Consider the following 13,239-nt stretch of genomic DNA (forward strand, 5'->3'; position numbering starts at 1 on the left):
GGACACTATCGATAGAATGCATGAGTATGAAACATGTTGGCTGCAGAGCTAGCCCCACTTTTTAGGTGTAAGTAATGTACGTAATGTCAGGAACGTTCAGTCAGTTTCCGCAACAACGCCCCATCCTGACCGCCCTGGCGCTGTCGCTGGGGGCGGCAATTGCACTGGGCCTGTCACGCTTTTCTTACGGCCTGCTGCTGCCACCCATGCGTGCCGACCTCGGCTGGTCTTATCTGCTGGCAGGGGTGATGAATACCGGTAATGCGCTCGGCTATTTCTTGGGTGCACTGATCACGCCCATGCTCATGCGGCGCTATCGTGCGCACAGCCTGCTGACGAGTGGCGCTGTGCTGACTGGCATATTCATGCTGGTGTCGGGCATGGTCACTGCAACCGGATTTTTGCTGTTGCAACGCATACTGGCGGGCATTTCCAGTGCATTGATTTTTATCGCGGGCGGTGTATTGGTTTCGCGCCTGGGTGGTTTACATGCAGCGCGGGCTGGTTTATTGATAGGGCTGTATTACGGCGGCACGGGCTTTGGCATTACCCTGTCGGCCTTGCTGGTTCCTACGACCTTGGCGGCTGCGCAGGCGCAGCATGTCGAACATGCCTGGCAATGGCCCTGGCTGGCGATGGGCGCTGTGTGCCTGCTGGCGACCATCGTCATGAGCCTGCCAGTCAGGGCCATACAGGATTTGCCTGGCCAGGCCGGGGCCAGAAGCGCGTTCAGCATCAAGGCGTTTGGCTTTGGCCTGGCTGGCTACTTCATGTTCGGAGCAGGCTACATAGGCTATATGACCTTTGTGGTCGCCCTGTTGAAAGAACAGGGTATGCCAGCGCCAGCCATCACCGGTTTTTACTCCTTGCTAGGCCTGGCGGTGCTGGCTTCATCACGTATCTGGGCTGCCATGCTGGACCGCTACAAGGGCGGGCAGTCACTCGCGATATTGACTTCGCTGGCGGGTCTGGCAGCCTTGCTGCCGGCACTGAGCAGCAATGTCTTTGCCGTATTTGCATCCGGCATTTTGTTTGGCGCAGTATTTTTGTCCGCAGTGGCATCCACCACCGCACTGGTGCGGCATAACGCCAGGCCTGAGGCATGGTCCGCAGGCATCAGCGCCTTCACCACCGTGTTTGCATTGGGCCAGATCGTTGGCCCCACCATCGTGGGCTGGATCGCCGACGGCACTGGCGGGCTGGAACGAGGCCTGATATTTTCTGGCCTGACGCTGTTTGTGGGCGGCATACTGGCATGGCAGCAAAAGCCTTTGGAGAGTATGGATGCCTGATCATGAATGTGACGGCGATGCTTGAAAATGGATAGCCGTAGCCGTAACGGGAGGCGCATTGCAATGCGCCGCATGTGTACGTTGTGCACGGCGCAGATGTTCCTTGCCAGGATATGGCAATTCCTGAATAAATTACACTTCCTACACCCAGGAAGAAAATTTTCAATGCTGTAGAAAAATAGGCACTCGATTGGATTGGGAAGCGTCCTATATCAGGCTTTCAATCAGTAGCGAGTGAATCAGTGGAGAAGATTGGAGATAGGGCATACAATAACTGCATCAATTTTTTCTGAAGCAACGCCAGCATGGATGAATTCGACCGAATATCTGCACTTCCAGACGAACTGACATACCATCAACTTGAGCATGAGTTTGCATGTATCATCGAAAGAATCAAGTCAGCACCAGAAAACCAAGACAGCGACATATTGATGTCTGCCTTGTTCGAATTGGCAGACAGGCAGTGGAATAGTTACTCACTATTGTCCGACACATTCAGGCATCAGCTTGATCTGCTCGTATTGAAAATATGGTCTAAAGATTCACTGGACTCTACCGAGGCATTAATGGGTATCATTGCCAGACTTGGTTTAACAAATGCTTTTTCAAAAGTGATTTTGACAAATCCGCATGAACTGAAGGATGAAATCAAGACAGAAATAGCGTCTGCTATTGTGGAGTTTGGGGATACTGTTGATGACCCTTACTTTGGGATACGGCGCATTCACAATACATGACTCAGCGTTCTATGGCAAATAGCAAATTTCAATGTGCAAACTGCAGTGCCCCGTTGGCGAGTGCCATTGCTATTTGCCGACGCTGCGAATCAGAATTTTCAGCACCGGACAGACATACAGGTAAATACCATTGTCCGCAATGCGACTGCCGTTTTGACCTCCCTGGTATATTTTTATGGCCTGCTGATGCAAAATGGTATCAGCAACAAATCCAGAAGCCGCAGTGCCCTCATTGCAGGGCAGTCCTCAGGGACAGGACTGTCATTCAAAGAAGCAGGACTGAAAGTGTAGTGATATTGCTCGTCATCTTCCTCTCTGTTTTTTCTCCCTGGCGATATGGACAGATCGTCGTGATACATATCATGCTGGCGACAGAATGGTTGCGCAAGCGGGCATTGAACAAAGCGCTAGTCGCTGAGGAGGATAGATATGTCTGTGAAAAATCAGGCGAGTAGATACTGCGCGTGATTAGCCTCTCGTCATTGTATTTTCATTGCCAGTTGTCGCTAGCAGACGGCGTTGCCGGAAAATGGATTTCGTAGGGCGCATTGCAATGCGCCGCATGTGGGCGTTGTGCACGGCACAGATATTTCCCCTTGATTGTGACGGTCTCATACGGCGCATTACAATGCGCCCTACCGTTAATGCACCAACATCGATCGCCGTTTGAAGTAGAGTGCGCCGTGCGCACCGGTGTCTCATCATGCGCTTATATTGCTAAAGCCATGAGCGGTGCGCACAGCGCACCCTACAAAAAAAAGGATGGCACACCTACGCGCGCCATCCCTGCAAGCACTACCAATCTTTAGCTACCTTAACTATTCGCCACCCTCGCCAACACAGGCTCATGCTCCTGATAAGCCTCATTCGCCGGAACACCGCTGGTGACAGGCTCTTTGCCCTCTTCCCATTTCGCTACCACTGAGGTGGCAATGCTGTTACCCAGCACATTGGTGGCTGTCCTGCCCATGTCGAGGAACTGGTCTACGCCCATGATCAGCAACAGGCCTGCTTCAGGCAGGTTGAACATAGGCAGCACTGCGGCCACCACCACCAGCGAAGCGCGGGAGACGCCTGCCATGCCCTTGCTGGAAACCATCAGCACCAGCAGGATAGTGATTTGCTGTGACAGACTCATTTCTATGCCATAGGCCTGGGCAATGAACAGTACTGCAAAAGCCTGGTAGACCATGGAACCATCGAGATTGAAGGAATAACCCAGTGGCAGCACAAAGCCGGTGATCTTGCTGTTGACGCCGAATTTTTCCAGCTGCTCTATGGTCTTGGGATAAGACGCTTCACTGCTGGCAGTGGAAAACGCAATGATCATCGGTTCCTTGATCAGGCCGATCAGGCGGAACACATCGCGTCCCAAAAACAGGAAGCCAACGCCGATCAAGATCACCCACAACACTGCCAGCGCCAGGAAGAAGGTACCGAGGAATTTGCCGTAGGTGACCAGTACCTCCAGCCCCTGCACGGTAATCGCCGCAGCCACCGCAGCGAACACGCCTATAGGAGCAAAGCGCATGACATAGTCAGTGATCTTGAGCATGGTGTTGGCGGTTTCTTCTATCGCGCTGACCAGCACACGCGGGCCGTTGCCTTTGAGTGAAGACAGGGCAAAACCAAAGAAGATGGAGAACACCAGGATTTGCAAAATCTCGTTATTGCCCATCGCCTCAAAGAAGCTGCGTGGGAAAACGTGCGTCAAAAAGTCCTTGAAGTTCAGTGATGATGTTGCCAGCTTGGTGGTTGCATTCACGTCAGGCAAGGTCAGCGCCAGCGAGCGGCCAGGTTCAAAAATATTCGAGAACAGCAAACCTATCGTCAATGAAATCAGCGATGCGCTGATGAACCAGGTCATGGCCTTCAAACCCACCCGTCCTATGGAACCAGAATCGCTATGCGCCATGCCCGCCACCAGGGTGGTGAACACCAGCGGTGCAATGATCATCTTGATGAGGCGTAAAAAGATGTCGGTGACGATGCTGAAGTAACCGGCAATGGTCTTGGCGTGCGCTGCATCTGTCGCATAACGGTGGCAGATGTAGCCAGTGATCAGCCCCAGCACCATGCCGGTGATGATCCATGTGGTCAGTCTGTTTTTTTTCATTTGTCTCTCCTAAGGTTTTTGTTTGGTCAATTCTGTTGCGGCTGTCCTTGTGCCCTATTTCGCAATCATGGTCTCGCTTAGTCTTGGCATGGTCAGCCTTTGCGGTTGCAGGATTTCTTTCAACTGTGCCTCAGTCAGCAGTTTCTTTTCCAGCACCAGGCTATACACGCTCTTGCCGCTCAGCAGGGCTTGTTGCGCCACTTCGGTGGCGGCGCTGTAGCCGATATAGGGGTTGAGGGCAGTGACTATGCCTATGGAATTTTCGACGATTTCGCGCAGGCGTTCATGGTTGGCGGTGATGCCATCGACGCAGCGTTCTGCCAGCACCATGCAGCCATTGCACAAGTGCGAGACACTCTTGAACAGGCTGTGCGCGATAATCGGTTCAAAGGCATTCAACTGCAACTGGCCAGCCTCTGCGGCAAAGCTGATGGTCACGTCATTGCCTATCACCTCAAAGGCAATCTGGTTCACTACTTCAGGTATCACAGGGTTGACCTTGCCCGGCATGATGCTGGAACCGGCCTGCACCGCAGGCAGATTGATTTCACCAAAACCGGCGCGCGGGCCACTGGACAAGAGACGCAAATCATTGCACATCTTTGACAGCTTGACCGCAACCCGCTTCAACACGCCTGACAACTGCACAAAAGAACCCACATCCTGCGTCGCTTCTATGAGGTTGGGTGAAGTGCTCAGCGGTATGCCGGTGATGTCCTTCAAAGCCTGGCACACCAGCCGCGCATAATCAGGGTGGGTATTGATGCCCGTGCCTATCGCTGTTGCGCCGAGATTGACTTCGCACATCAGTTTGGCGGCTTCGCGCAGGCGTTCCTGGTCTTCGTCTATCATCACTGCATAGGTGCTGAACTCTTGCCCCAGCGTCATGGGCACCGCATCCTGCAATTGCGTGCGGCCCATCTTCAGCACATCCTTGAATTCCAGCGCCTTGTTGTGGAAGGAAGTCTTCAACACCTCCATCGCACTGACCAGCCGCAAGATGCCCTGGTAAGCTGCAATCCGCAAGGCCGTGGGGTAGACATCATTGGTACTCTGGCTCAGGTTGACTTGCTCATTTGGATGCAAGATCTTGTAGCTGCCACGCGCATAGCCCAATTCTTCGAGCGCGATATTGGTGATGACTTCATTCGCATTCATATTGGTGGAGGTACCCGCGCCGCCTTGTATCACGTCCACCACAAAATGTGCATGGAACTTGCCCGCGCGGATTTTTTCACAGGCGCTGATGATGGCCTTGCTATGTTCATCACTGACCAGGCCCAGTCCGTGGTTAGCCACCACCGCCGACTGCTTGACACTGGCCAGCGCCGCTATCAGCTCAGGGTAACTGGAGATGGGCGTGCCGGTAATCGGGAAGTTTTCAATTGCGCGCAAGGTGTGCACGCCATAATAAGCGTCCGCCGGTACGGCACGGTCGCCGAGCAAATCGTGCTCTATTCTGGTCGCTGTTGTAGACAAAATGAACTCCTGGTGGTTGCGTGGGTGTGTTGGGTTTGCGTGCGACTCATCAAGCCACGAATGGCCCGGCGAATGGGCTATGAGTGCACTACGCAACGCAGTGTAGGGAATTAAATTGGTCTATCTATTCTGATTACGCATACTTTGATGCGGTGGCAGCATGTGCAGGTAAATGGCAGGGTTTGAATCAGGAATAGCTTGGAAGTGGAAAATAATTTTCAGATTCGGTGGAATGCGGTGATGAGTGTTTTTAGTGGAATAAGGCGGAAAGATGGCGGTGCGCACGGCGCACTCCATATTACGCGCCCGCCCGTTTCGCCTGAGACTTTGTCGTGAGCCAAAGCGACGTTAAGAATGTGCCCGGCCTTCGCGCAAGACTTGCGGTCACACTCAATCCAGCTTTCTTCAGTTATTCTCAAGTCCACACTATCAACTTGTAGCTGGCACCCACTTAACACTTAAATATTCAAGTAGTATCTCATTTGCCCATCAACTAGCGATGTAGGCGGCCAGTTCGTCTGGCGTCCCCATAGGAAAAGCATCCCGTAAATATCCCAAGAAGGCCGAAACACGAGCACTTAACAGCCGCCGGGACGGATAGAGAGCCCACAGTGCAGTATCGGGGCCGTCTATATCGCCCCAGGATACCAAGGTACCAGCGGCTAAATCATGAGTTACCAATGACAATGGGAGGCGTGCTGCGCCGACACCTTGTCGAACTGCATCCCGGACCATGAAGTGCGATGACAAGCGAAGGACCGTCTCGATGGCGATACTTGCTTTCCCGGTCGATGTGATTACATTCCAAGCCGTAGTCCGGTCGCCCATTCCACGTAAAACGGCGGGGACGGTTGAACTATCGTTCGGACGCATCAAGTCCCTGTGCGCGACAACCACCAATCTGTCACGCAAAAAGATCCGTCCGACCAAATTTTCATCCGGATCTGGATTGACCCGGATCACCAAGTCATAACCCTCGTTGACCATGTCGACGGGGCGGTCTTCCGTTGTCACTTCCAGCCTGACCTCGGGATATTTCACCGCGAACCCAGCGGCCAGCTTCCCCATTGCGGCCTGTGAAAACAGCAGGGGCGCACTGATCCGCAACCTGCCCTGTGGCTTCTCACCACCTGAGGCAATAATGGCTGCCGTCTCCTCCACTTCAGCCAGCAGTGCCCATGTCCGCTCATAAAGCGCCCGGCCTTCTTCGGTTAATTTCAAGGAACTTGCTCCGCGTTCGAGCAGGCGCAAGCCGAGGCTACTCTCCAGTTCTGCAACACGGCGGGATAGCGTGGCTTTGGGGCGTCCGGTGGCGCGTGATGCTCGTCCAAATCCTCCGTGCCGGGCGACGAGATTGAAATCGGTCAGTGCGAGCAGGTCCATGTGTTCCACCAGTGAGACGATATGTCTCGTTTTGATATCTATCGGATCATACATGATTCCTCTAACATGAATCTGTCTTCCAACCACAACCAAGGAAAAATATCATGACTATTCTCGTTACAGGCGCCACCGGCCGTGTAGGCAACCAAGTCGTTAAACAACTTTTGAAGCGCGGTGCCAACGTTCGCGTTCTCGTTCGCGACCCTTCGAAGGCCGACTTTCCGGCTGGCGTACAGGTCGTTCAGGGTGACCTCCTCAATATTGACGCACTGCGTACCGCGTTCACCGGGGTTAGCACGCTCTTTCTGCTGAATGCCGTCGCTGGGGACGAATTTACCCAGGCCCTCATCACGCTGAACCTTGCCCGTGAATCCGGCGTCGATCGCGTCGTCTATCTGTCCGTGCTTCACAGCGATCGCTTCGTGAACGTGCCGCACTTTGCGGTGAAGCTGGGTGCCGAGCGTATGATTGAACAGATGGGCTTCAGCGCCACGATCCTGCGCCCGTCGTACTTCATCGACAACGAGCACATGGTCAAGGACGTCATTTTTAACTACAACCTCTATCCGATGCCTATCGGTAGCAAAGGTGTTGCCATGGTCGACACCCGCGATATCGCCGAGGTCGCAGCGATTGAGCTGATCCGTCGCGAGCAGGCCCCAGGCAAGCTGCCGATCGAAACCATTAACCTGGTCGGTCCAGACACACTGACTGGTTCAGACGTGGCCGCGATCTGGTCTGACGTATTGGGACGTCCAGTGGCCTATGGCGGCGATGATCCATCGACATTCGAGCAGAATTTGGCGACCTTCATGCCAAAGTGGATGGCCTACGAGATGCGTCTGATGGCAGAGCGCTATGTCAGTGACGGCATGATCCCGGAGACAGGTGACGTCGAGCGCCTGACTAAGATTTTGGGTCGCCCGCTGCACACCTATCGCGACTTCGCTTTTGAAATTGCCCCTGCGGCATGATGTCAAGTCCCCAGGATGCTGGTGCTGACAGCACCGGCATCCCGGGAGCAGACTATGCTTATGGATAGATAGGATCAGACGTCCAGTTTGACCAGGGGCTGGCACCTGCGGTCGTGATGGTTTTCACCTCACAGAACAAAGGCGTGCCGCTGGGCAGGCCCGTTACCGTGATGGGTGACGCAAGACCCGTGGCGAAGTAGCCACCGCAACTGGCAGTGTAATTAACCAGGCTACCAGAACCTTGGGTGCCCGGCGTAAAGTACACAGTGCCCTGGCCTGGCGCACCTACAGCCGTGCCTATGGTAGGTGCAGATGGCAATACTGGTGGCAGCGTTGGCGTCACCGAAGCCGATACTGCTGACCATGCACCTGTACCCACGCTACTGGTAGTCTGCACGCGGCAAGTGTAGGCGGTGCCATTCGTCAGGCCAGTCACAACGATAGGTGATGCACCGCCATTGACAGTAACACTTCCACAGGAAGCCGTATACCTGACCAGCGTGCCCGATCCCAGCACACCAGGATTAAACGACACCGTGACAGCGCCATTACCAGCAACAACTGAACTGATGGCTGGCGCAGCAGGCAATATTGCTGCCGTTGGTGTCACCGAAGCAGACAGCGCTGACCAGGCACTGCTGCCCACACTGCTGGTAGTCTGCACGCGGCAGGTGTACGCCGTGCCATTTGTCAGGCCAGTCACCGTGATGGGCGAAGCATTGCCCGTGACCGAGATGCTGCCGCAGCTTGCGGTGTACCTGACCAGGGTGCCCGATCCCAAGGCACCAGCATTAAACGTCACCTTGACATTCGCATTACCAGCGACGACCGAACTGATGCTTGGTGCAGCAGGCAGAATCGGGGCTGCCGTTGGCGTCACCGAGCCGGACAAAGCCGACCAGGCGCTGCTACCCACGCTGCTGTTGGTCTTCACGCGGCAGGTGTAGGCCGTGCCATTCGTCAGGCCAGTGACAATGATGGGTGAGCCGTTGCCATTGACAGTAACACTGCCGCAGCTCGCCGTGTAATTGACCAGCGTGCCCGACCCCAATCCGCCTGGGTTGAATGCTACCGTGACAGAACCATTACCCGGCAAGACAGAACTGACGGCTGGTGCGCCCGGCACCGTTGCGACACTAGCTGCAGCCTGCACCAGGTTGCTACAGACAGGTGCAGTATGGGCGATGTTGATGGCGGTGAAGCAGACCTTATAGTTGATCGCAGCCGCGCTGCTGTTTGCCGTCAGGGTGATGCTGATCGACGGCGTATTGCCGCCGAAGGCATTGCCGTTCACCGTCCAGGCATAGGTCGATATGTCATTGGCGCAAGCAGCTTGCGCAGTGACCGTACCGCCACTGGCAGGCACGTTGGTAGCTGTCAGGTTAACACTTGAACAAACCGGTGCCTGATATACGCGCTTGACGTTGGCCGAAAAATACTTGCCCGTAAACCTGTCATCAAGTTCAGACGCCTCATCCCAGCCCCACACGACCAGGCCGGTATAGTTGAGCCCGGCGATACCCATGGTGCTCATGATGCTCTTGAAGTCGTTTTCCATGCCGACAGACCAGTTGGGAGGAGCAGCGACGCCATTCGCAAAAGGCCCAAAACCCTGCACCACCAGCCATCTCTCCATGGTGTTAAAAGGGGCAGTGGTTTTCATGTAGTTGGCAAACCAGTTTGCGGCGTTGAAGGCACTGTTGCGGTCAGCTACAGCAAAAGAACTGATGTAGATATCCGTTGACAGCCATTGCAGGCTGATACTGACGCCGCCGGTTGGTGTCAGCAGTTTTTTCATCGCATCCATCATCTGCGGCTGTACGCTCTGTAAACCGACCAGATTCAGACCGAATTTTGCCCACGGCAATTTTCTCTGCATCATGGCAATACCCTGGCGCAGGGCAGTGATTTCGTTTTCCAGTGCCTGACCTTGTACCATGCCTTCATTATTCCAGAATGGCTCGTCGACAATCGAAATCATGGCACCTGATGCAAACAACTGCGGATACTGCGCCACGGCGTTGTTGAGGATCTGCTCTGCATCAGGCCTGAGCGAATAAGAGCCGCCGGTAAGAGGCCGGTCAAAAATCGGGATACTGACAACCGGAATACGACCCTGCTGCAAGACTTGCAGTGCTGTATTGTAATTGCCGGTAACGTAGTACTGACCGCTAAAACTCTGCTTGGACAAATAGTCCGGGTCATCTATCGTATTGCCATAATTCAGATCGGTTTTTTCTGAATTGAAGAAGCGGCTGGACACCAGGCTTGGATACCCGGTCTGGCAATCCTTCATGAAGATTTCAGAAGTGCATTGACCACTGCTGCACGAAGTAATAATTGCCGGGGTTCTAGCCGGTGTACCGCAAACGGCATTCATCTGCGGGCTTTCCAGTGCAGGGGCGCTGGGCCAATAATCGCCTGGAAAGGTCGCATAACATGCCCAGTCGGGTGCAGTAGCATTCGTGTTGAGCTTCAGGCACTCGCGCGTGACACCACCATATTTCGCGAGATCTTTAGGTATGCCCGGGTTTGCCACTACGGGATCAGCAGGTATCCCGGGGTTTGCCCCTACGTTAGTAAGTTGTTTGACCCTGTACATAGGTGCCAGCACACCACTGACCAGAACGCTCGTTGGTACGTCACCGGCCATGCTCAGTATCGGTGAACCAGGAAGCGGGTTCCTGAAATAATCCGTAGCAACGACATCTGTGCTCGCAGCACCGACTTCGCCTATCTGGAAATAGTAATTACCTACGTCATCCTGCCCCAGCTGGGTGGCAATCACCTGGATACCATTGGCATTGACCGTCGACGGCAGCTTCACCAACACATAATTGCCAGCCGCTGGCATGGTGACATTGGCATAGGATTGCGCCAGGTTCCAGTTGCTGCCATCACTCCAGTACACACTGAATGCAGTGGGGAAGCCCAGCGTGCGCCCGCCAGCATAACGGGGATACAGCTTGATGGTATTAACAGGATGAAAACCGTCAAACCAGTAAGCCAGCCATTCCTGATGGTTGGGGTCGGCATAGCCATTACTGGTCCAGACAGTACCGGGATTACCGTCATATAAATTGGTATTGGGCCAAAGTGCCGATGAAGTTGCAACCTTGGTGACAGGCCAGCTTTGCGCCATCGCGCTGTGGGTGAAAAAAGAGACTGCAAACGCAAGCAAGAATAATTTAAGAGCTTTTCTCATAGAACATTTTCCATATGTATTGACACGCCAGTTTCCCTGATCACGGCAAAAAACGCAGCCTGACAGGAACGGATTGGTGGAATGGACTGCAATCGACAAGGAGCTAAACAACAATCGATAGCAATCGACAAAAAATGGGAAAGCATTAAAGCAATGTTGGGCGAATATTCACTGAACAGCGATATCAATTCAATCTCACTGCCCAGTAAATCTCCGCTTTCCTGGAAGCCATCCTGTTGTCGTCATTAGCCATGTTTAAGAGACCAATAGTACAAAAACAAGATTTCGAATTATACATCCGTTAACTTTTATATCGCGGATATATCGGGGTTTGTGGTTTTATTGATTACAATTTGATGTGGGGCAATTGGCGCAGCGTAATGTGCAAGAGGCAGGGTGTGCAGGGTATGGCGAAGGAAAAAAGCCTTGTTCATATCATCGTATCGAAGCAGAGACGTTTCAGGCACGACGATATATATTCAGGTCATCCCAGCGCAGGCTGGGATCCATCTGCGCAAGTTCCTTTAAGACAAAGTGGAGCTCATCACGCCTGCAATGTGCTGTGCTAATCGCATGCCGTTGATAACCCATAATTTTGAAGTAGATTGTTCGTTTACTAGCTCATAAGTAATATTTTATGTTTGCATATTTAGCGACGATTTTTGTTAATTCTCAATTTATTATTTATTTTTCTAAACCAATGTAGGCGCTATTTGGGCTGCTGATCCAGGATATTTTTACCGACGCTTAAATACCAGTAGCTATCGAGTTTGCTAAATATCGGGTCATCATCATTTTTTGCATGAGTTGAAATTACAACTCTGGGTTGAGTAATTTGATCATAAGACATAAAACCATAGTCCCCTCCCCCAATCAAATATTGTGGAAACTCCACTTCTTTCGCTTCCCACGTACCGTTCCCACGGATTTTATAGTTACATTGCAAAACTCCATGGAAATCTCGCCCCTTAGCAAAGGCATAACACTCTATGCGCTCAATGTGTTTAGATGTGCGAGCAGAAAATTGTTCGTCCATCAATATTTTCAATTCATATGTACTTATAGACGGCCTTAAAAATATTACAGCGACACAAACTACGAGCAAAATCATTGCGACAATTTTCATATATGCGCACCATTTCAACTTAGATTTCGTATTTACTTGTTGATTTAAAGTCTCGCGGCAGTACTCACGAATTCAAAGAATATTTCAAACCAGTTCAAGATTCTCAAGTATGATTTTTTTGCCGTTTTAAACGCGGTCGTAACCCTGTCAATAAATTTTTCCACTGCTTCAACAAAAGTACGAGCGATGGCCAGACGCTTCTTTTAGTCGCCAGACAAACCAACACCGCGCTTGTCGATTTCTGTTTGCTGGTCTAGTGACAGGCTTTTGATGACGTCATACATCTCTGTCGTTTGCTGGCATAATCCCACCTGCCACGAAATCACGTACTCATTAGGACATAGCTGGGTTGGCATATTGACCGGCATCGCTCATCATAGAAGCGACAGCGTTTAGTTGTCGATCAATGAGCCTAGACGCCGCTACGCTTTTTAATTTCACCGCATGGAGTAATAAAGTCCCATTCGTCCCATTCTTTACGGTTAGTAGTGACAGCACCGTGAATTTTTTTTGAGCTATCTGTCATCTCGTACGTTATAAATGCCTCCAACCTGCTTTCAAATAAACTTTCAAAAACGCCACCTAAACGAAAGTCGTTTGTTTGTCCTGTGCCAATATTGCATTTCGATGAGTGATTTGCATGGTAGTCACGTCCGTTTTTTTCTGTCGGGCCCAATAACACCTCCCCACGCTCAATCGCCGTGTCATACAGCATGGCGCACATTTCATCTTTGGGAATAACCCGCTTTTCGTCTACGCAATATGCTGGAGGGCGTGCCATTAGGTAGGCGTATAACAAATAGGTTATCAACAAGCCGGGTATCGCTATCTTGGGAGATTTCAGGACTGTTAGGCGTTCCTTCAATCGCATGTTCATACCGGTTCCTTCAAGAAATGTCCGTAAATTCTTTGATTGCAATTTCGTAT

The 13,239-nt window shown here is 52.3% G+C and carries 10 protein-coding genes; 3 read left to right on the forward strand and 7 right to left on the reverse strand.

The window, feature by feature from the left end:
• Positions 1–74: 74 nt before the first annotated feature.
• On the forward strand, positions 75–1,292 hold the full coding sequence (locus tag ACO0LD_RS28480; protein WP_423012347.1) for a YbfB/YjiJ family MFS transporter: 1,218 nt from the start codon (positions 75–77) through the stop codon (positions 1,290–1,292).
• Between the two features lie 305 nt (positions 1,293–1,597).
• A complete protein-coding gene (locus tag ACO0LD_RS28485; protein ID WP_423012349.1) occupies positions 1,598–2,029 on the forward strand; it encodes a hypothetical protein in 432 nt (143 codons plus the stop codon).
• Between the two features lie 814 nt (positions 2,030–2,843).
• Here ACO0LD_RS28485 and ACO0LD_RS28490 read toward each other — a convergent pair.
• The 3 genes from ACO0LD_RS28490 to ACO0LD_RS28500 form a co-directional block, all read right to left on the reverse strand.
• Positions 2,844–4,145 carry a dicarboxylate/amino acid:cation symporter gene (locus tag ACO0LD_RS28490; protein ID WP_423012351.1) on the reverse strand — a complete coding sequence of 434 codons (1,302 nt, stop codon included), beginning with the start codon at positions 4,143–4,145 and terminating at the stop codon, positions 2,844–2,846.
• A 54-nt stretch (positions 4,146–4,199) separates the two neighbouring features.
• A complete protein-coding gene (aspA, locus tag ACO0LD_RS28495) occupies positions 4,200–5,624 on the reverse strand; it encodes an aspartate ammonia-lyase (protein ID WP_423012353.1) in 1,425 nt (474 codons plus the stop codon).
• Between the two features lie 489 nt (positions 5,625–6,113).
• Entirely contained in the window at positions 6,114–7,007 is an 894-nt protein-coding gene (locus ACO0LD_RS28500; protein ID WP_423012355.1) for a LysR family transcriptional regulator, read from the reverse strand.
• A 104-nt stretch (positions 7,008–7,111) separates the two neighbouring features.
• Here ACO0LD_RS28500 and ACO0LD_RS28505 point away from each other — a divergent pair, with 104 nt between their 5' ends.
• A complete protein-coding gene (locus ACO0LD_RS28505; protein WP_423012358.1) occupies positions 7,112–7,981 on the forward strand; it encodes an SDR family oxidoreductase in 870 nt (289 codons plus the stop codon).
• A gap of 58 nt (positions 7,982–8,039) precedes the next feature.
• Here ACO0LD_RS28505 and ACO0LD_RS28510 read toward each other — a convergent pair whose 3' ends face one another.
• The 4 genes from ACO0LD_RS28510 to ACO0LD_RS28525 form a co-directional block, all read right to left on the reverse strand.
• A complete protein-coding gene (locus tag ACO0LD_RS28510) occupies positions 8,040–11,186 on the reverse strand; it encodes a discoidin domain-containing protein (RefSeq protein WP_423012360.1) in 3,147 nt (1,048 codons plus the stop codon).
• 709 nt (positions 11,187–11,895) lie between these two features.
• Positions 11,896–12,312, reverse strand: a complete 417-nt coding sequence (locus tag ACO0LD_RS28515) for a hypothetical protein (protein ID WP_423012362.1) — start codon at positions 12,310–12,312, stop codon at positions 11,896–11,898.
• A 203-nt stretch (positions 12,313–12,515) separates the two neighbouring features.
• Positions 12,516–12,668: a hypothetical protein gene (locus ACO0LD_RS28520; RefSeq protein ID WP_423012364.1), complete on the reverse strand. Its 153-nt coding sequence runs from the start codon at positions 12,666–12,668 to the stop codon at positions 12,516–12,518.
• Between the two features lie 56 nt (positions 12,669–12,724).
• Entirely contained in the window at positions 12,725–13,189 is a 465-nt protein-coding gene (locus tag ACO0LD_RS28525; protein ID WP_423012366.1) for a hypothetical protein, read from the reverse strand.
• Positions 13,190–13,239: the final 50 nt, after the last annotated feature.

The organism is Undibacterium sp. Ji83W (assembly GCF_049340385.1).
Classification (GTDB): Bacteria; Pseudomonadota; Gammaproteobacteria; order Burkholderiales; family Burkholderiaceae_D; genus Undibacterium.